Origin of the sequence: Phenylobacterium sp. (genome assembly GCF_044236515.1) — a bacterium.
Lineage (GTDB): Bacteria > Pseudomonadota > Alphaproteobacteria > Caulobacterales > Caulobacteraceae > Phenylobacterium.
Map to the genome: position 1 here is coordinate 1 of NZ_JBIIGK010000049.1, position 18768 is coordinate 18768.

Genomic DNA, 18768 nt, shown 5'->3' on the forward strand with positions numbered 1-18768 from the left:
CGGCGGAGAGGTCCATGCGACCGACGCCACAAACGCCTCGCGCACGCTGCTCTACGACATCCGGGCGGGGACGTGGTCGGGGGCGATGGCCGACATGCTCGGCGTGCCGCTGAGCCTGATGCCGCAGGTCAAGGACTGCGCGGCCGACTTTGGCGAGACCGAGCCGGAGTTGCTGGGGCGGGCGATCCCGATCCGCGGCGTGGCCGGAGACCAGCAGGCCGCCCTGATGGGTCAGGGTTGCGTGCGGCCCGGCGAGATGAAGGCCACCTATGGCACCGGCTGCTTCCTGCTGGTCAACACCGGCGAGACCGCGCCGGTGTCGCGCGCCCGGCTGCTGACGACGGTGGCGGCGCGGGTCGCGGGGCGGACGAGCTATGCGCTCGAGGGGGCGATCTTCATCGCCGGGGCGGCGATCCAGTGGGTGGAGCAGGGGCTGGCGGTGTCCGGCGGGCCGCAGGCGGTCGAAGCCCTGGCGATGGGCGCGCGACCCGGCCATGGCGTGATCATGGTCCCGGCCTTCACCGGGCTCGGCGCGCCGTGGTGGGACGCCGGGGCACGGGGTGCGTTGTTCGGCCTGACGCGGGACACCGGACTGGCCGAGATCGCAGAGGCGGCGCTGGACGCCAGCGCGTTGCAGACCCGCGACCTCGTCGAAGCGATGCGCGCCGATGCGCCGGGAGCGTTCGCCAACGGGGTGGAGCTGCGGATCGACGGCGGCATGTCGCGCAGCCGGTGGTTCAGCCAGCGGCTCGCCGATCTGACCGGCCTGAAGGTCTGCCGGGCGACCTACCAGGAGACCACGGCCCTGGGGGCGGCGCTGTTTGCCGGACTCGGGGCCGGGGTCTACGAGTCGGTCAAGGCGGCGGCGGCAAGTCGACCGGCTACAGACGGATTCTCATCTGTGATTGCAGACGGTGCGCGCGAAGCGTCATATGCACGCTGGCTGGACGCGGTCGCTCGCGTTCGGACCTGAGCGACATTAAAAAAATTGAAGAGTTAGAGGCGTTTTCACGCGCTATTGCAGCGTGGAAATGCAGAGCCATCCTTCTGTCACTCGACGAAGTGTATGGCGAGCCGATAAGAGACCACCGCTATTTTTCCGGGATGGAGCACCCAGGTTTTGTTGAGGCGCCACTTCTTTCTCGTCGCAGCCCTGGTTGTGTTGGCTGTCATGGTGGTGTTCGGCGGCCTGAAGGTGCTGGGCATGAAGGGCGACGCCGGGGCGCAGGGCGCGCCCGGCGGCGGCGCGGTGGCCAAGGGCAAGATGCCCGGCGGCAAGGGTGGCGGCGGTGGCTTTGGCCAGACCCAGGTGACGTTGATCTCCGCCCAGCCGCGGGCCTTCGCCGAGACCATTGAAGTGCTGGGCGTCGCCAAGGGCCGCCAGTCGGTGACGCTGACCGCCGCGACGACGCAGCTCGTCGAGCGGGTGCGGTTCTCGGACGGCCAGTCGGTGCCGCGCGGCGCGGTCCTGGTGGAGCTGCGCGCCGCCGAGCAGAGCGCCGGCATCGCCCAGGCGGAAGCGCGCGTCGTGCAGGCGCGCCGGGCCTATGAACGGTATGCCCAGCTCGGCGAGAAGGGCTTCGCCTCCAGGGCGGCGATCGACCAGTATGAGGCGGCCTATCGGACCGCGCAGGCCGACCTGAACGCCGCCAGGGCGCGGGAAGCCGACCGGATGATCCGGGCGCCGTTCGCCGGCGTCGTCGGCCTGTCGGACGTCGCTCCCGGGGCGCTGGTCAACCCGGGCGCGCCGATCGTCACCCTCGACGATCTGTCGGCCGTGCGCGTCGATTTCCAGGTGCCGGAACGCTATCTCGGCCAGCTGTCGGAAGGGCAGGCGCTGTTCGCCAGCGTCGACGCGTTTCCGGGTGAAACCATCGTCGGCCGCATCTCGCGTCTCGACACGCGGGTGGACGAGCGGACGCGGGCGATCACCGCGCGGGCCGAATTCCCGAACCCTGGCCGGCGGCTGAAGCCGGGCATGCTGGTGCGGGTCAGCATCTCGCGCGGGCAGCGCCAGGGGCTGGGCGTTCCGGAGTCGGCGGTCATCGTCCAGGGCGACAACGCCTTCGTTTACGTCGTGCGCCAGAACGGCTCGCGCACGGTCGCCGAGCAGCGGCCGGTGGTCACCGGCGTGCGCCAGCAGGGCTTCGTCGAGATTCGTGATGGCGTGAGCCCAAGCGACCGGCTGGTCGCCGACGGCCTGAACAAGATCCAGCCTGGGCAGCCGGTGGTGGTCGCCGGCGCGGCCCGCGAGGCGAACGGAGCGCGGCCGGCGACGCCGCGAACCCCGGCATGATGCTCTCCGACCTTTCGGTCCGCCGCCCGGTGTTCGCGGCGGTCGCCGCGATCATCCTTTGCGTGGTCGGCCTGGCGTCGTTCCAGTCGCTGACCGTGCGCGAGCTGCCGAGCGTCGACCCGCCGCAGGTCTCTATCGCCACCAATTATCGCGGCGCCTCGGCCGAAGTCATCGAGGAGCGGATCACCGAGACCATCGAGCGGCAGATCGCCGGCATCGAGGGCATCGACCGCATCACCTCGGCCTCGCGCGACGGCTCGTCGCGGATCAACATCTCGTTCAAGCTGGACCGCGACCTCGACGAGGCCGCCAACGACGTGCGCGACCGGGTCAGCCGGGTCGCCAACCAGCTGCCCGAGCAGGCCGACCCGCCGCAGGTGCAGAAGGCCAACGCCGACTCGACGCCGATCATGTTCCTGGCGTTCACGTCGACGACGCTGAACCGGCTGCAGCTGTCGGACTATGCGCAGCGCTACCTGATCGAGCGCCTGTCGACCGTACCGGGCGTCGCCAACGTCGGGGCCGGCGGCACGCAGTTCTATTCGATGCGCATCTGGCTGGACCCGGACGCCATGGCGGCCCGCGGCGTCACCGCCGAGGATGTCGAGACGGCGCTGAACACCCAGAACCTCGAGCTGCCGGCGGGCTCGCTCGAGGCGCCGACCAAGGACTTCACGATCCGGGTGGCGCGGGGCTACGCCACTGCCGAGCAGTTCGCCCGCATGCCGATCGTGCCGGCGCGGGCCACCACCACCAGCCAGGCGTCGGCGACCCTGGGCGGCGTGGCGGCCGGGGCCGGAGCGGCGCAGGGCGCTCTGCGCGACGTGAACGGCGCCTCAAGCGGGCAGGCCTATGTCACGCGGCTGGGCGACATCGCCCGCGTCGAGGAAGGGCCGGACGACCATCGCCGCAGCTTCCGCTCGAACGGCGTCGAGATGGTCGGCATGGGCGTGTTCCGCCAGAGCATCGCCAACGACCTGGAGATCTCCGACGGCGTGCGCCGCGAGATCGCGCAGATCAACAGCAGCCTGCCCAAGGGCACCAAGCTGGAGGTCGCCGTCGACTATACCGAGTTCACCCGTCACGCGATCGACGAGGTGTGGATCACCATGGCCATCTCGCTGGTCTGCGTGGCGCTGGTGAACTTCGTCTTCCTGGGCACCTGGCGGGCGGCGGTGATCCCGACCCTGGTGGCGCCGATCTGCATCCTGTCGACCTTCATCGTGCTGGCCCCGCTGGGCTTCTCGATCAACCTTCTGACGTTGCTGGCTCTCGTTCTGGCCATCGGGCTGGTGGTCGACGACGCCATCGTGGTCGTCGAGAACATCCAGCGACGGATCGACGAGGAGGGCGAGCCGCCGATCGTGGCGGCGCAGCGCGGCGCGCGGCAGGTGTTCTTCGCCGTCGTGGCGACCACCATCGTGCTGATCTCGGTGTTCGCGCCGCTGATGTTCATGCCGGGCTTCACCGGCCGGCTGTTCGTCGAACTGGCGGTGGCGGTGGCCGGCGCGGTGGCGTTCTCGGCGCTGCTGGCCCTGTCGCTGTCGCCGATGCTGGCCTCGAAGCTGCTGCGCACCGGCCACGGCGAAGGCTGGATCGCTCAGCGCGTCGACGCGGCGATGGGGCGGCTGAAGCGGTCCTACCGCACATCCCTCGACGGCATGCTCGGCAACCGCACGGTGTCGGTGGCGGCCTCGGCGCTGGTGCTGGTGCTGGGCCTGTGCGCCTTCGGCCTGTTCACCGTGCTGCCCAAGGAGCTGACGCCGCAGGAAGACCGGCGGCGGGCGCAGATCGGCCTGCAGGGGCCGGAGGGCGCGGGCTTCGACTACACCCTGGCGGCTACGCGGCAGGTCGAGCAGATCCTGGCCCGCTACCAGAAGGAAGGCCTGATCGAGCGTTACGTGCTGGTGGCGCCGCGGTTCGGCGGGGCCGGCTCGTTCAACAACTCCGGCGGCAACCTCATCCTGCCCCAGAAAGGCGAGGTGACCACCCAGGAGCTGGCCGCCCGCCTGAACAAGGAACTGGCCAAGGTGACCGCCGTACGGGTGCTGATCTCGCCGGAAGGCGGGCTGCAGCGCGGCGGCCCGGGCGGCGGCGGCGGCGGCGGGTCGAACATCCAGATGATCGCCACCGGCAACGACTATGCCGAGATCGAGCGATGGATCCGGCCGATCCTGGCGGCGGCGGAGGCCAACCCCGGCCTGGCGCGGCCACGCATCGACTATGAGCCGACCAGCCCGCGCGTGCTGGTCGACATCGATCGCGACAAGGCGGCGACGCTGGGCGTCTCGGTGCAGGCGGTCGGCCGGGCGCTGGAGACCATGTTCGGCCAGCGGCGGGTGACGACCTACATCAAGGGCGGCCAGGAATATGACGTGCTGCTGCAGACCGACCGGTCACGGCGGCAGACCGAGGCCGACCTGCGGAACATCTATGTCCGGGCCAACTCCGGCGAGACGGTGCCGCTGTCGGCGCTGGTGACGACGCGGGTGCGCGGCGATACCCCGGATCGGGCGCGGACCGACCGGCTCCGCTCCATCACCCTCGGGGCGCAGCTGAACCCCGGCTATTCGATGGGCGAGGCGATCGCCTTCTTCGAGGCCGAGGCGGCCAAGCACCCGGGCGGCGGCGGCATTCGTTGGGGCGGCGGCGCGCGGGACTATCTGGAATCCTCCGGCGCGGTCGGCATCGCCTTCGGCATGGCGCTGCTGCTGGTGTTCCTGGTGCTGGCGGCGCAGTTCGAGAGCTGGATCCACCCGAGCGTGATCATGCTGACGGTGCCGGTGGCGGCGCTGGGCGGGCTGTTCGGCCTGCTGATCGCCGACAGCTCGATCAACACCTACAGCCAGATCGGCCTGATCATCCTGGTCGGCATCGCCGCCAAGAACGGCATTCTGATCGTCGAGTTCGCGAACCAACTGCGGGACGAGGGACGGACCATCCGCGACGCGGTGATCGAGAGCGCCACCCTGCGTCTGCGGCCGATCATCATGACCTCGATCTCGGCGGCGGCGGGCGCGATCCCACTGATCATCTGGGGCGGGGCCGGCGGTGAATCGCGAAAGACGATCGGCGTGACGATCTTCTTCGGGGCGATCTTCGCCACCCTCGTCACGCTGTTCATGGTGCCGGTGTTCTATAACCTCCTGGCCAAGTTCACGAAGTCGCCGATGGCGACGGCGCGGCGGATCGAAGAGTTCGAGGAAGCCGAGAAGGCCAGCGTCGCCAACGCCGCCGAGTGAGGCGGTTGGACGGCGGCGGGGTGCGCCCCTAAAAAATGGCCTTCCCCTCGGAGGGAAGGCCAGAGCGCCTTGCGGTCGGGAGGGAACGTCGTCCGCGGCGTCGCCAGCGACGGAGCGCCAGCAAGGAATGTCGGCGTAGGGGCTGGCCGACCCGGACACGATGACCCCGTCGGAAACACGCGTCAAGGTTGCTTAGATCAATCGGAGCCTGCGGATAGCGCCGGCGGGGCGTATCCGGTCTCGACCATCAGATAGGCGATGAGGTCGCGGCGGTCAGTCTCGTTGACGACGCCGGGAAAGGACATGCGGGTGCCCGGCGCCAGGCTGCGCGGGGACGCGAGGAAGGCGTCCAGGCGGTCCGGCGTCCAGACGAGGCCGGCCTGGCGCAGGGCGCTGGAGTAGCGGAAGCCCGGCTTGGCGGCCGCGGCGCGGTCGACGACGCCGTGCAGGTTCGGGCCGGTGCGGTCCGCGCCGCCAGGCGCCAGGGTGTGGCAGGTGCGGCAGGGGGTGAAGCTCTCGCGGCCGTTCGCCAGATCGCCCTGGTTGTATGGGGCGGGCAGGGCGGCGAGCCGGGCCGCATCGTGGGGGTTCGACTTCCGCGCCGACGGCTGCGGCGATCCGCAGGCGGCGAGGGACATGGCCAGGCAAAGGGCGAGCGCGCGCAAGACGGGGTCTCCTGTAGACAGCGATGCCGACGCTGTTTGCCTGAAGCCGGCGGCGAGGGCGACTTGAACTCGCGCCTGGGCTGGCCTTGATGGCGGGACGAGGAGAGAGAGCATGGACGCAGGCGGACGGATTCTGGCGCTGGAGGCGCAGCTCGCCGACACGCAGCGCAGCCTGGTGGCCCACGACGTGCTGCTGCGGGCCCTGCTGGCCCAGCTGGCCCTGTCCGACCCGGCCGGGTTCCAGGCCCTGCGGGACGGGTTGGCGCGGTCGGGCCTGGAGGAGGGCGAGGCGGCGATGCGCGAGGCGGGCTACGACGTCGCGGCGATGCTGGACGAGATCGAACAGGCCGCCGGCTGATCACATCTGCTGTTACACGCGAGCTTGGCGGAACGCGGGTCGTTGAGCTCACGTTGCCCGGTAAGCCCGGGATCGAGATAGCCGAGGGACTTCCGCCATGCCTGACCTGAACACCGCCTCGGCGGAAGAGCTCGCGACCTTGCCGGGCGTCAGCCTGTCGGCGGCCTACGATCTCATTCTCTGGCGGCCGTACCTGACCTGGGAAGAGGTCGAGTACGCGCCGGAGTTCGACCGGAAGCGGGTCAAGGCGCTGAGGGAGGCGGGGGCGACTCTGGGCCCGCCGCCGGAGCGCCGGCCGCTGGTCGAGCGGGACCGGGACGACCTGCAACTCTAGGGCAGCGGTTCGGTCACCGGCGGCCTCAGGCCCGCGTTACCAGACGCATTGGTTGTCGATCCACAGGGTCATCGAGCCCACATACTGACTCGCCTGGTGCTCGGCCATGCAGGTCGAGAAGGCAGCCTGGAACTTGGCGAGGCCCGGCGCGCCGCCAGCCAGCATGGCCGGCGTGGTCGCCGCCGCGCCGGCGAGGGTGGCGCAGGACCGGGCGCGGTCGAACACGGCGGGCGCGACGGGCGCCGGGGTCAGGAATTCGCCGATCAGCTCGCCGCGCCGCTCGCGCAGGGCGTGGGGCTGGCGCGGCAGGAAGAGGGCCACGAGGCGCGGCCGGGCGCGGGAGCGGACACAGGCCTCCAGTGTCGACATGCTGCCGGCCCAAAGGCGGTCGGCGGTGCGGATGAAGCCCACCTCGGTCTTAGGAACAGGCGCAGGCGCAAAGGCGCCGGCGGCGTGCGCCACGCCCGCCACGCCGGCCGCAGCCGCAAGCGCAGCCAGACCCAGCAGCCTGGAATCCATACCGTTTTGCCCCTTCCCTCGGCGCGGAAGGGGCCAGAGCTTGGCTATACAGTCAATGAATTCTTAAGGGGGCACGGTTAACGGCGCGGACAATGTTCGCAATTTGTTCTTGACCATCGGGCACGTTTTCGATAGGATTTGGTCAGCGTCAAGAACTGCGCCCAGGGAAGCCGGGCGCGGTAAAAAGGACGCCGCCGCGTCTGCTCCGACGTCGCTTGGAAGGTGCTCGACCTGCGCTGAGCCGTCGCGAGCTGGGCAGACCGCGAGCCCGGCGAACTGATTGGCCCCCGGGCCTAACTTTCTGACTCGCTGATACCCGCGGCCCCGCGCCGCTCATCACCTGACCCACCCCGCTCGGCCGCCGTGCGGGGCGATAGCCTATGGGGCGTACCTTCGTGTCCGACGACGAACTGATCCGCGAGGCCCGCGAGGCCTTCGACCTGGCCGCCGACGCGGAGGCCGAGAACCGGCGCGAGGCGCTGGACGACCTGCGGTTCGCCCGGCTGGGCGAGCAGTGGCCGCAGGCGGTGAAGCGGGCGCGGGAACTGGAAGGGCGGCCGTGCCTGACCATCAACCGGCTGCCGGCCTTCATTCGCCAGGTGGTCAACGACGCGCGGCAGAACAAGCCGGCGATCGCGGTGCATCCGGTGGACAGCGGCGCCGATCGCGACACCGCCGAGGTGTTCAACGGCCTGATCCGCCACATCGAGCAGAGCTCGGACGCCGAGGTCGCCTATGACACGGCGCTGGATTTCGCGGTGACCGGCGGGCTCGGATATTTCCGCATCAACACCCGCTATGCCACCGACGACGGCTTCGACCAGGACATCGCGGTCGAGCGGGTGGCCAACCCGTTCTCGATCTATGGCGACCCCAACTCGACGGCGGCCGACAGCGGCGACTGGAACACCGCCTTCGTCGTCGACGGGATGCCGAAGGCGGCGTTCGAGGCGAGGTGGAAGGGGGCTCAGGCCGTCGACTGGTCGGCGGACGCCTACGCCCGGCTGGGCGCGCCCTGGCTGGAGGGCGAGCGGGTGATGGTCGCCGAATACTGGCGGCGCGAGCGGGCGACCAAGACGATCCTGGCGCTGTCTGACGGGCAGATGCTCGAGGAGGGGGCCTACAAGGCGCAGAAGGCGATGTACGACGCCCTGGGCGTGAGCGTCGTCGGCCGGCCGCGGCAGGTGGCCAGCCACAAGGTCGTGCAGCGGATCATCTCCGGCGCCGAAGTGCTGGAGACCATCGACTGGGCCGGCAGGTACATCCCGATCGTGCCGGTCTATGGCGAGGAGCTGATGGTCGACGGCCGGCGGCGGCTGCGCGGGCTGGTGCGCGACGCCAAGGACCCGCAGCGGATGTTCAACTACTGGCGGACGGTGTCGACCGAGCTGGTCGCCCTGGCCCCGAAGGCGCCGTTCATCGGCCGCAAGGGGGCGTTCCAGTCGGACTCAGCCAAGTGGGCGAGCGCCAACACCGAGACCCATGCCTATATCGAATACGACGGGCCCGAGCCGCCGATGCGCCAGCCGTTCGCCGGGCCGCCGGCCGGGGCGCTGCACGAGGCGGCCAATGCGGCCGACGACATGAAGTCGATCATGGGCCTGCACGACGCCAGCCTGGGGGCGCGGTCGAACGAGACCAGCGGCCGGGCGATCATGGCGCGGCAGCGGGAGGGCGACACCTCGACCTTCCACTACATCGACAACCTCAGCCGCGCGATCCGGCACGGGGGGCGGATCATCCTGGACCTGATTCCGAAGGTCTATGCGACGCCCAGGGTGGTGCGGATCCTAGGGCCGGACGGGCAGGCGCGCAGCGTCGGGACGGCTCCGGGTGGGCAAGCCGGCGAGCAGCTCAAGAAGATCGGCCGGATCTATGACCTGACGGCGGGCAAGTACGACCTGACGGTGCGGGCCGGCCCTTCGTTCACCAGCCGCCGGGAGGAGGCCTCGACGCAGATGATCGAGCTGATCCGCGCCTATCCGCCGGCCGCGCCGGTGATCGGCGACCTGTTAGCGCGCAACCTCGACTGGCCGGGGGCCGAGGAGATCGCCGGGCGGCTTTCGGCCCTGTTGCCGCCGCAGGCGCGGGCTCAAGGTCTTGGGGGCGGGCCCGTACCTCCGGAAGTCGAGGCGGCGAAGGCGCAGATGGGCAAGCTGGCCCAGGCGCTGGAGGCGGCGAAGGCCGAGATCGCGGCGCTGAAACAGGACAAGGCCCACGAGGCCCGCAAGCTGCAGATCGACGCCTTCGAAGCCGAGACCAACCGGCTCAGGGCGATGGCTTCGCGGCCGGCGGAACCGTAAGCGCGCGGTAGAGCAGGTAGAGCCCGCCGGCATAGAGGACGAACACGAGCACATGAGCGATGATCGCGCCTGCAAGTCCGAAGCTATCCAGGGCATAATTCGCCGGGAATTTCAGCAGCAGCAGCAGCAGCCAGACGCCCGCCAACCACCTCCCCGCGCGCTTCACATCGCCCACCGGGTTTCGGGCGGAGATCCGCCATAGGGTCAACGGCGTGCAGATTCAAAATGGAGCATGGCGGACGACGCCTTCGCCGCCGAGACCAACCGGCTCAGGGCGATGGGGGCGGGGCCGCGCGGGGAATCTTCCGCGCCGACCGCAGGAGGATTAGGCCGCCGCCATATGAGAAGGGCAGGACGATCTGCAGCGCGACCCCGTCGAAGGCTGCAGAGATCAGGGGGATCTGCAGCAGCCAGGCAAGAGCGAGGCGGGCGCCGGAGCGCTTCACCAGGCCGGGACGAAGGCCGACAACCCGCCAGAGCGTGAAGGGCGTGAGGATCAGCAAGATCAACAGCCACAAGGACATCGAAAACATCTCGAAGCCGCTGTAATCTTTGAAAAATCTCAGTAACCAGAACCCTGGCGTCCAGAAGTACAAGAGATAAAGGAACTTAGTGTCTTCCGTCAGTTCATTGCGGAATGACCCTCTTGCGTAGACTTCACGGGCCTCGAGTTCTGCTACGGTTATGTAAGGACCGCCGGCCTTCGGCGAAGGAAATTCTGTTGGGCGGAGACCCCAGACCCGCTGGTTGACCTCGGCCTCCACATCGCGATCGAGCCCAGGGATCGGACGGATGGGCGCGCCGATGGGGCGGTCGAGGGGAGAGGTGGTCTGTGCCGCGCTGAGGTCCAAAGCCTGCGCGATCTGTTCGCCCTCTTTGTTCTTCATAAGTTCCATCTTACGCCGAGGCAGCGCCTCCGCAATCCGAAAGGGTTGACCGATGAGCGAGCGTCCAAGAGCCGCCGGGAATGACCACACCGGGGAAAGCAATACTTCGCAGCGTTCCATGGGTGGGTAGCACGGCATACTCGCTTGGTCGCATCGCGCTGGCAGAGGACAAAAAGCGGGCCGCTCTGGGCGCGGCGGCGGGCGTTCTCGGTGGCATCGGAGGCGGAATGGCAGGCGCTGCCACGGGCCCGCTCGCGGTGGTGGCCTCGCCGGCTGGGGCCGCGGCAGGGTCGGCCGGCGCCGAGAAACTGGCCCTCTATGTCTAGGACAACCCGGAGACGGTCGGGGAGATGTTGCGGCGAGGGGCGGGCTCGACGCAGGCCTGGATGACGGCGCGCGAAGCCGACGCCGGCCGGATGATGGCGCCCTATTGGCTGGTGGACGACGTCAACCGGCGCTACGGGCGCTGACCGGCGCGGTGGTGGGGCGCTGCGCGCTCTCCGCGCGCTGGGATGCGGCGTTGCGCAGGAAGCGGCGGACGCCGAGGACGCCGGCGGCGGTCAGGAGCAGGCCCGGCGCGGCCATGAGCATCACCGCCGGGTCGTAGTCCCACAGAGAGATGGCCCACCAGGATCGCCAGACGAGGATCGGGCCGCAGACCGCGGCCGCGCCGCTGACGACAGCGGCGGCATAGGAAAAGGCGATCCAGAAGCGGGGCGGGCGTGGGCGCCAACTGTCGCGAGCGAGCCAGAACGAACCGAGGTTGCCGCTGACGAGAAGCGGCAATGCCATCATCAGGGCCTCTCGGGTCGTCAGGGTATCCCAGAACGGCACATACAGCAGCCATGGGCCCGCCCCGCAGAGCATGACCGCCTGGCTCCGCCGACTGTCCCCCGGAGGGCGACGACGGTGGATCAGATCCAGGTTCCGAAAACAGTTGAATGGTAGCGACGCCGACCAGAAAAGGCAGCCAGCCTGAACACAGCCTTTGCCGGGCGTGAGAAATTCAAACAGCCAGCCGCCCCCCGCAAATATCAACATCGCAAAGGTGTGCGGCGTGTTCGGGCCATCCAGGTGGTCGTGTCGTCCGGGGGGCAGAGGTTCGTCAGGATGGCGGCAGGGTCTTGCGAGACTGGCCGCGTCGTCCCCCGCCACCATCAGATATTCCGTCGAATACTCGGTGCCTGGAACAGGCGTCACCGGAACGTCGAGGGGCCGGTCGAGCGGGTTGCTCGTCGATGGCGGCAGATTGTTCCGCATGTGTTCCATCTTGCCGCGTTCGTGCGGCGTATCCAAGCCGGAGAATGCGAATGAACGGTCAAGCTCCGGGTTACGTCGCCGAGAAAGTGGCGGGCGGGCTGATCGCTGTACATGACCGCGCGTGGGTTTGGATCGGCAGGCGGCTCGATGATCGGCGAGACGCTGTTCGACGCCGGCGAGGATCTGGCCGAGGACCTGTATGACGACTGGCGCGATCGAAACCGGATGAAAACCGACGCCACTCGCCGCGCCATCGAGCAGCGCGAGGCGGACCTGCGCCGCCGCTATGGGCGCTGACGCCGCGCGCGGTCAGGTCAGGCCGAGGTAGTCCTTCTTGCCGACCTCGACGCCGTTGTGACGCAGGATCGCGTAGGCGGTCGTCAGGTGGAAATAGAAGTTCGGGATCGCCTGTTCGAGCAGGTAGGTCTGGCCCTTGACGACGCTGGTCTCGCCGCGGCGGACCAGGGTGATGTCGCGGTCCTCGGCGCCGTCGATGCGGTCGGGCCCGAAGGCGGCGACGAAGGCGGCGGCTTTCTCGACCCGGGCGATCAACTGTTCGAAGGTGGTCTCGTCGTCGTTCCAGGCGGGCGGCTCCTCGCCGGCCAGGCGGGCGATCGGGCCCTTGGCGAAGTCGGTGCAGATCTGCACCTGGCGGACCAGGGGGAACATGTCAGGAAAGAGCCGGGCCTGCAGCAGGGCGGCGGGGTCGAAGCCCTTGGCCTCGGCGTGGGCGGCGGCCTTGCGCAGCACGGTGGCCAGGCCCTTCAGGCCCTTGGCGAAGACCGGGGCCGAGGCCTGGTGCAGGGTGAGGGACATGGTGGCTTCCTAGGTGCGAGTGAGGGGCGCGAGCGGGCGAGTCGGCGGGCGTTATAGCGCGATCCGTGGAAGGCGCTCAGCGGGTCCGCCGGCCGTTACGCAGGCGGCGCTCGAACCGGTACCCCAGCCAGATCATCGACGGGCCTGCGACAAGGCCGAGCAGGGTCAGGCCGAAGCCGGCGAGATCATCGAAGATGAGCCATAACGCGATCGCGCCTTCACGCGCGACGACGAGGCCGAGGTCGGTCAGCCAGGCGGCCGAGACGGCGATCACGATCACCCCGACGGCGACGGCGATCAGGCTGGCTGCGCGAAGCAGGCGGGTCCGGGCGCGGGGCGATAGCTGCTGACGGTCGCTGGCGAGCCAGAAGCCTCCGAAGGTCACCGCGGGCAGGACGCACGCGAAGGCCAGGCCGACCGCGGGCGTGAGCAGCGCCCCGGCGACGTAGGGCATCGATAGCACCAGAGCCGCGCCAGGCATGAGCCAGGCGGCCGCGATCCAGAAGTCGCCGGTTGTAAAACGGTTGCGGTCGGCCTTCGCCAGAATGAGCCATGCCGTCCAGATGAAGCCGATGGCTGCGAACAGCCCTGCGCCCCCAAGCATCTCCGCGTCGGAGGTCCAGGCGCCGATTAAGGTCAAGCCCGTTGCCAGCGAGAGGCTGCCGAGCGCGCCCTCGTAGGCCTCCGCTCGCCGCCAACGCGCCTTTCGCTCCTCGCTCCACATGAGAAAGCACAATCATATTATTCGAAGGGGAGGAATAGAGATGGACAACGCCCAACGAAAACGGGGTCAGGCGTTCCCGAGCGAGCAACTCGCTGTTGGCGCGATGAACTTCCAGCAGGGAATTCTTGGCGTCGGTATGGAGCGGGCGAAGAAGCACGCGCCGAAGGTAATCAGAGTTCTGAAGGTTGCGCGCTATGGGCCAGGCTTGGTGCTCGATGCCGCGAACATCCTTACGGCGGACGACTGGAAGCGCCCGGCCGCTGAAGCGGCTGGAGGGATAATCGGCGGCGTCATCGGCGCCGCGGGCGGTGGGCCGGCGGCTCCACTGACGGGCGCGGTTGGGAGCGCAGCGGGCAGTTGGGCTGGGGGGCAGCTCTACGACGCTGGCGTCGAAATCATCGACGACCTCGCAGACTGGCAAAAAGAGAACGACCGCCGGATGGAAGAGACCAAGCGCGTCAACGACGCCCGCAACGCCGCGCAGCGTCACAGGGGCCGCTGACGCGGCGAAGGCAAGGCTCCGCATCGCGGGGCGTATTTCAGAACAAGGACAGCCATGCACAACGACGACGCCATGATGGCGGGCGAGGGCGACCTCGTGCGCGCGGAGGAACTCGGCCCGGACACCACGGAATGGGAGGCGACCGGACCGGAGGGCGAGGCGCCCGACGAGGAAGCCGGCGAGGCGGCGGAGACGCTGCAGATCGAGCTGGACGGCGAGGTGTATGAGATCCCGGCGGCGCTGAAGGGCGCCTTCCTGCGGCAGGCGGACTACACCCGCAAGACCCAGGACCTGGCCGAGCAGCGGCGGGCGCTGGAGGCCGAGCGGGCGGCGCTGGCCGAGCAGGGGCGGGCCCAATCCCAGCGTATCGGCGCCGGCGAGGGCCGCGAGCGGATGCAGCTGGCGGTGCTGGACGAGCATCTGCAGGAGCTGAGCCAGGTGGACTGGGAGGCGTTCGCCGCCGAGGACCCGCAGGAAGCGCGGCGGATGTTCGGCCGGTACCAGGAGCTGAACGCCGGGCGGCGGAACCTGGCGCAGGCGCTGGCGCAGGCCGACGAGCTGCACGAACTGCGCGCCGCCCGGGCGGCGGCGGGGCGGATGGCCGAGACCGGCCGCAAGCTGGCCGAGGAGATCGAGGGCTGGTCGCCGGAGACGGCGGCCAAGCTGGTCGACTACGCCCAGGCGTTCGGGGTCACGCTGGACGAGCTGGCGCAGGCGGCGGACCCGCGGTTGTGGAAGCTGCTGCACAAGGCCTGGCGCGCCGACGAGGCGGGCCGGCAGGAGGGCGTGGCGCGGGCCCGCGAGCTGCGGCCTGCGCTGACCGTCTCCGGCTCGGCGCCGGGCGGCGGCGGGGTGCGCGACGAGCTGGCGGTCAAGGACTGGATGGCCCGCCGCAACGACCAGACGGCGCGGGGGCGGTGATGGGGGATCCGTACAAGCTCAGCGTCAGGGAGCAGGCGGCCGTGGCGCGGGCGCCGCGTCGGGGGTCCGGAAAACAATGGTGGAACCTGCCGGCCAAATACGAAGCCGCCAAGCGGATCAAAGCTGGGATGCGCGGTTTCGCAGGCCACAATGACGCCGGTGATGCAATGCGCCACGCCGAGCTTTCCCGTCGGCTCGCGGCGGAGATCGACCCGCTGACCGCATATCTCGCCGGCGTGAGCCACGAGATCGACAACAGCGTCCCGGTTTGGGCGCAACGTTATGCTCCGCCTTTCCTTCGGGAACACGCTCGGGAAAATTGGCACGGCCAAGCTCCTTCCGAAGGTCTGATGGATCTGCGGAATAACGCCGAAGGCCGTTGGGCCGCGCGAGATGGCCGGCCGGTGGACGCGCGGCGCCTGCAAGCGAGCCCCGGCGGTCAGATCCCCGATGAAGCCCCTTATCAGCGCCGCATCCCGGCCAAGTGAAGGCTTGACATTCGTTCGCTTTATGTTCGCACTACCGTCAATAACTTGAGGGATCGATGCGCGGTTTCATCATCGGCGGCCTGAAGTTTTCCGGCGGGATCCTCGTCGGTCTGGCGATGGCTGTCGTCGCCGCGTGGTTGATCATGCATGGCGGTACGACACGCCAGCCTCCAAGCCCATTCGCCGATGGGGGCCGACTGGAGGGCTTCAAGAGTTTCAATCGAGGCGGCGCCCGGCTCGAGCAACGGTGCCTGGACGCTTGCGACGAGGTGAGCGTGTGAGCGAAGCGCCACCGAAACGGCGGCGCATCGGCGCCTTCGCCATCGGATTGCTGATCGGATTCATTCCGCCGGCCCTGATCGCAGGCTGGGTCCGGTTGTCGATCAACAGTGACCTTTGGCAGCCGGAATACACCGTCGAGTTGGTGACCCGGGGGGCGGAGGCCGCCAGCCACGGTGTGGCGCGAATTACAGCGCGCGATAGCCGAGGAAACCGCGTCGAGCAAATCTGTCGGGGGCGCTGCGACGATCTCCTGGTGCAGATCCCAAGCTCCGACAACGCCTTCGTTCTCACGGTTCAAGACGTCGCCGGACGGCAACTTGCGGTGGGTGCACTCGACTATGTCTCGGGCGGACTGGGCTCGAATGTTTGGCGCCTGACGGTCGGAGGATCGGATCGGCTGGCCGTGCGAGAGACGTGGATCGACTGGGACCAAGGCCGATGGAGCGAAACCTCAGAGCCGTGATCTGACGGGGCTCTTAGCCTCGCTGGACATTTCGCCGGTCTGTCTCGGCGTCGTCGGAGGCTCGCCTCCGGAAGCGGCGCCTGAGGATATGGGCCGGCTCTTCCAACTGAAACCAAATCATCACCGCCGCCGGCCCAGGCCGGCCGCCTGAGCACGCGCGTCGCATCGCGCCTCGGGGGCTTTCGCGCGGCGAAAACCTCAAACTATTCCAAAGGACATCAGATGCCGAATACGATCCTGACTGCCACCGCGGTGACGCGGGAGGCGCTGCGCGTGCTGCACCAGAAGCTCAACTTCGTGGGCTCTATCACGCGCGAATACGACGACAGCTTCGCCCGGCAGGGCGCCAAGGTCGGCGACACCCTGAAGGTGCGCCTGCCCAACCAGTACACGGTCCGGACCGGCGCGGCGCTGGCCGCCCAGGACACCACGGAGAGCGCCGTGGACCTGAAGGTGCAGACGCAGAAGGGCGTCGACCTGAACTTCACCTCGGTCGATCTGACCATGAACCTGGACGACTTCTCCGAGCGCGTGCTGGAGCCGGCGATGAGCGTGCTGGCGGCCAATATCGAGGCCGACGCCATGAGCATGTACCGGGACGTCTATAACCAGGTCGGCACGGCCGGCCAGCCGGCGACGTTCGCCAAGATCCTGCAGGGCCGCAAGATCCTGGTCGACAACCTGGCGCCGCTGGCCGGCCGGACGTGCAATCTGAACACCCAGGACAACGTCGACCTGGTGGACGCGCTGAAGGGTCTGTTCAACGACAAGGCGACGATCACCAAGCAGAACCGCGAAGGCTATATGGGCCGCACTGCCGGCTTCGACTTCATGGAGAACACCCTGTGGCCGTCGCACCTGCGCGGCGCGGGCGCGGGCTATCTGGTCAACGGCGCGGGCCAGACCGGCGCCAGCCTGGCGATCAACACCGGCACCGGCGCGATCAAGCAGGGGGACGTCTTCACCATCGCCGGCGTCAACCGGGTGCATCCGGAGACCAAGCAGTCGACCGGCCAGCCGCAGTCGTTCGTTGTGACTGCTGACGCCGCCGGCGGGGCGGGGAGTTGGACGATCAGCCCGGCCATCGTGACGAGCGGCGCGGGCCAAAACGTCTCGGCCGCCCCGGCCGCCGGCGCGGCGATCACTTTCGCGGGTGTGGCCTCGACCACGCACGGCATCAGCCTGGCCTATCAGAAGGGCGCGTTCGCCTTCGCCACGGCCGACATGGTGATGCCGCGCGGCGTCGACTTCGCCGCGCGCGAGGCCTTCGACGGGATCAGCATGCGGATCGTGCGCCAGTACGACATCAACAGCGACAAGTTCCCGTGCCGACTGGACGTGCTCTACGGCTACAAGACGCTGCGGCCGCAACTGGCTTGCCGCCTGGCGAACAACTAAGGGCGTAAGCGCCTGCTCGGGGCGGTTCGGAAGGGCCGCCCCGTTTCCCTTCCAGATCACCGGAGACCCTCATGGCGGCCATAGCGCCAGGCGCCGGCGTGCGCCTTCTCGATATCTTCAAACAAGCGGCGCGGCCGTTCTCGATCTATGCGGCGACGGTGGCGGTGTGCGCGGGGGTGTTCGTCCCCTTCGTCACCGTCGAGAAGCTGGCCATCGCGGCCAGCCTGTCAGGCGTGGTGGCGGGGCTGCGCAGCCTCGACAAGCGGACGCCCGCCGGCTGAGCCCGCGCGGCTGATCCGCGCTCACAATCCCATCCCTTTCCGGCCGCCTCGAGCGGCCTTTTTCATGCGAGGTTCGCTATGGCGATCACCACCTATGCCGAGCTGTGCGCGGCGGCGGCGAACTGGCTGGTCCGGGCCGACCTGACTGCGCGGATCCCCGAGTTCGTGACCCTGGCCGAGGCGCGCTTGAACCGCGTGCTGCGGGCGAGGCTCGGCGAAACAGAGGCGGCCCTGACGCTGAACGTCGGCGCGCGGAGCGTGGCGGCGCCGGCGATCCTCGCCGAGCCGCTGGCGCTGTGGCTCGTCCGGCCCGAGGGCCGCGAGGCGTTGCGCCAGGTCGAGCCGTCCCTGTTGGCCGCGGTGTCGCTGCGCGGCCCGCCGTCGGCGTGGGCGGTGGACGGCGGCAACGTCGCCTTCGACCGGCCGGCGGACCGGGCTTATGACCTGGCCCTGAGGATGCGGGCGAAGTTCCGCCTGACCGAGGCGGCGCCGGTCAACGCCCTGCTGGCGGAGGCGCCGGACGTCTATCTGTTCGCCACCCTCTGCGAGGCGGCGCCCTATCTGCGCGACGGGGAACTGGCGGCCTCCTACGAGCTTCGGCTCGAGCGGGCGATCGACGAGCTGAACCAGCTCGACGCGCGCAGCCGTGCGGGCGTGACCCTGTCAACGGAACTCGCCCAGGTGCTGGGCTCGCCATGCTGATCCCGCCCGGACCCGGCACGCCCGAGGCCGTGCGCGCCACCCTGAAATCCTTCCACGAGGCCCTGCGCGAGGTGCAGGCGCCCGGCCGGCCGCAGGCGCTGTTCGCCGCGGCCCAGGCCGACCTGCCGCCGCCGGCCGCCTATCCGAACAGCCTGGTCCTGGTCGCCGACCTGGACGTGCTCGCCATCTCCAACGGGGTTCACTGGATCCGCCAAGACACGGGAGCCGTGATCGTCTGATGCCTTCCTCCTGGTCCCCCTCGCTGCGCTTCGAGCTGCAGTTCACGGGCGAAAACATCAACCTGTGGGGCGACAAGCTGAACGCCGT

The 18768-nt window shown here is 69.2% G+C and carries 23 protein-coding genes; 16 read left to right on the forward strand and 7 right to left on the reverse strand.

The features are described from left to right. From ACILRF_RS07345 to ACILRF_RS07355, 3 genes are all read left to right on the forward strand, one after another. Positions 1 to 973, forward strand: a 973-nt coding sequence (locus tag ACILRF_RS07345) for an FGGY family carbohydrate kinase (protein WP_395671632.1), incomplete at its 5' end; no start/stop codon positions are given. A 150-nt stretch (positions 974 to 1123) separates the two neighbouring features. Beyond that, positions 1124 to 2296: an efflux RND transporter periplasmic adaptor subunit gene (locus tag ACILRF_RS07350; protein ID WP_395671633.1), complete on the forward strand. Its 1173-nt coding sequence runs from the start codon at positions 1124 to 1126 to the stop codon at positions 2294 to 2296. Continuing rightward, positions 2296 to 5538 carry an efflux RND transporter permease subunit gene (locus tag ACILRF_RS07355; protein ID WP_395671634.1) on the forward strand — a complete coding sequence of 1081 codons (3243 nt, stop codon included), beginning with the start codon at positions 2296 to 2298 and terminating at the stop codon, positions 5536 to 5538. The genes ACILRF_RS07350 and ACILRF_RS07355 overlap by 1 nt, the downstream gene beginning before the upstream one ends. A 197-nt stretch (positions 5539 to 5735) precedes the next feature. Here the strand turns inward: ACILRF_RS07355 and ACILRF_RS07360 are convergent, their stop codons facing one another. Next, positions 5736 to 6203: a c-type cytochrome gene (locus ACILRF_RS07360; RefSeq protein WP_395671635.1), complete on the reverse strand. Its 468-nt coding sequence runs from the start codon at positions 6201 to 6203 to the stop codon at positions 5736 to 5738. 112 nt (positions 6204 to 6315) lie between these two features. Here ACILRF_RS07360 and ACILRF_RS07365 point away from each other — a divergent pair, with 112 nt between their 5' ends. Then, a complete protein-coding gene (locus tag ACILRF_RS07365; RefSeq protein ID WP_395671636.1) occupies positions 6316 to 6561 on the forward strand; it encodes a hypothetical protein in 246 nt (81 codons plus the stop codon). A gap of 97 nt (positions 6562 to 6658) precedes the next feature. Then, a complete protein-coding gene (locus tag ACILRF_RS07370) occupies positions 6659 to 6895 on the forward strand; it encodes a hypothetical protein (protein WP_395671637.1) in 237 nt (78 codons plus the stop codon). 36 nt (positions 6896 to 6931) lie between these two features. Here the strand turns inward: ACILRF_RS07370 and ACILRF_RS07375 are convergent, their stop codons facing one another. Next, complete coding sequence (locus ACILRF_RS07375; protein ID WP_395671638.1) at positions 6932 to 7414, reverse strand: hypothetical protein; 483 nt, start codon at positions 7412 to 7414, stop codon at positions 6932 to 6934. A 395-nt stretch (positions 7415 to 7809) separates the two neighbouring features. Between ACILRF_RS07375 and ACILRF_RS07380 the strand changes: the two genes are divergently transcribed. Beyond that, positions 7810 to 9717 carry a portal protein gene (locus ACILRF_RS07380; RefSeq protein ID WP_395671639.1) on the forward strand — a complete coding sequence of 636 codons (1908 nt, stop codon included), beginning with the start codon at positions 7810 to 7812 and terminating at the stop codon, positions 9715 to 9717. Here ACILRF_RS07380 and ACILRF_RS07385 read toward each other — a convergent pair. The 3 genes from ACILRF_RS07385 to ACILRF_RS07395 all read right to left on the reverse strand — a co-directional run bounded on the left by ACILRF_RS07385 (position 9683) and on the right by ACILRF_RS07395 (position 11864). Continuing rightward, positions 9683 to 9862 (reverse strand): hypothetical protein, encoded by a 180-nt coding sequence (locus ACILRF_RS07385; RefSeq protein WP_395671640.1) that lies wholly within the window; start codon positions 9860 to 9862, stop codon positions 9683 to 9685. The genes ACILRF_RS07380 and ACILRF_RS07385 overlap by 35 nt on opposite strands. Before the next feature lie 124 nt (positions 9863 to 9986). Next, a complete protein-coding gene (locus tag ACILRF_RS07390; RefSeq protein ID WP_395671641.1) occupies positions 9987 to 10604 on the reverse strand; it encodes a hypothetical protein in 618 nt (205 codons plus the stop codon). Positions 10605 to 11051: 447 nt separating this feature from the next. Then, positions 11052 to 11864, reverse strand: a complete 813-nt coding sequence (locus ACILRF_RS07395; RefSeq protein WP_395671642.1) for a hypothetical protein — start codon at positions 11862 to 11864, stop codon at positions 11052 to 11054. Positions 11865 to 12011: 147 nt separating this feature from the next. On the opposite strand from ACILRF_RS07395, the gene ACILRF_RS07400 reads away from it, so the two are divergent. Then, complete coding sequence (locus ACILRF_RS07400; RefSeq protein WP_395671643.1) at positions 12012 to 12161, forward strand: hypothetical protein; 150 nt, start codon at positions 12012 to 12014, stop codon at positions 12159 to 12161. A gap of 12 nt (positions 12162 to 12173) precedes the next feature. Here the strand turns inward: ACILRF_RS07400 and ACILRF_RS07405 are convergent, their stop codons facing one another. Then, positions 12174 to 12680 (reverse strand): DUF1993 family protein, encoded by a 507-nt coding sequence (locus ACILRF_RS07405; protein WP_395671644.1) that lies wholly within the window; start codon positions 12678 to 12680, stop codon positions 12174 to 12176. Positions 12681 to 12756: 76 nt separating this feature from the next. Further along, the gene (locus tag ACILRF_RS07410) at positions 12757 to 13320 is read right to left on the reverse strand and encodes a hypothetical protein (protein WP_395671645.1); all 564 of its coding nucleotides are present in this window, start codon (positions 13318 to 13320) and stop codon (positions 12757 to 12759) included. Positions 13321 to 13444: 124 nt separating this feature from the next. Between ACILRF_RS07410 and ACILRF_RS07415 the strand changes: the two genes are divergently transcribed. The 9 genes from ACILRF_RS07415 (at position 13445) to ACILRF_RS07455 (ending at position 18680) form a co-directional block, all read left to right on the forward strand. Continuing rightward, positions 13445 to 13906: a hypothetical protein gene (locus ACILRF_RS07415; RefSeq protein WP_395671646.1), complete on the forward strand. Its 462-nt coding sequence runs from the start codon at positions 13445 to 13447 to the stop codon at positions 13904 to 13906. Between the two features lie 54 nt (positions 13907 to 13960). Then, the gene (locus ACILRF_RS07420) at positions 13961 to 14827 is read left to right on the forward strand and encodes a hypothetical protein (protein WP_395671647.1); all 867 of its coding nucleotides are present in this window, start codon (positions 13961 to 13963) and stop codon (positions 14825 to 14827) included. Then, a complete protein-coding gene (locus ACILRF_RS07425) occupies positions 14827 to 15315 on the forward strand; it encodes a hypothetical protein (protein WP_395671648.1) in 489 nt (162 codons plus the stop codon). Before ACILRF_RS07420 ends, ACILRF_RS07425 begins: the two co-directional genes overlap by 1 nt. Before the next feature lie 56 nt (positions 15316 to 15371). Continuing rightward, positions 15372 to 15596, forward strand: a complete 225-nt coding sequence (locus tag ACILRF_RS07430; RefSeq protein ID WP_395671649.1) for a hypothetical protein — start codon at positions 15372 to 15374, stop codon at positions 15594 to 15596. Next, positions 15593 to 16060, forward strand: coding sequence for a hypothetical protein (locus tag ACILRF_RS07435; RefSeq protein ID WP_395671650.1), 468 nt, complete (start codon positions 15593 to 15595; stop codon positions 16058 to 16060). Before ACILRF_RS07430 ends, ACILRF_RS07435 begins: the two co-directional genes overlap by 4 nt. Before the next feature lie 222 nt (positions 16061 to 16282). Next, a complete protein-coding gene (locus ACILRF_RS07440; RefSeq protein ID WP_395671651.1) occupies positions 16283 to 17458 on the forward strand; it encodes a P22 phage major capsid protein family protein in 1176 nt (391 codons plus the stop codon). Between the two features lie 71 nt (positions 17459 to 17529). Next, on the forward strand, positions 17530 to 17739 hold the full coding sequence (locus ACILRF_RS07445) for a hypothetical protein (protein WP_395671652.1): 210 nt from the start codon (positions 17530 to 17532) through the stop codon (positions 17737 to 17739). Between the two features lie 78 nt (positions 17740 to 17817). Then, positions 17818 to 18441, forward strand: coding sequence for a hypothetical protein (locus ACILRF_RS07450; RefSeq protein ID WP_395671653.1), 624 nt, complete (start codon positions 17818 to 17820; stop codon positions 18439 to 18441). Continuing rightward, positions 18435 to 18680, forward strand: coding sequence for a hypothetical protein (locus ACILRF_RS07455; RefSeq protein ID WP_395671654.1), 246 nt, complete (start codon positions 18435 to 18437; stop codon positions 18678 to 18680). The genes ACILRF_RS07450 and ACILRF_RS07455 overlap by 7 nt, the downstream gene beginning before the upstream one ends. Positions 18681 to 18768 lie beyond the last annotated feature (88 nt).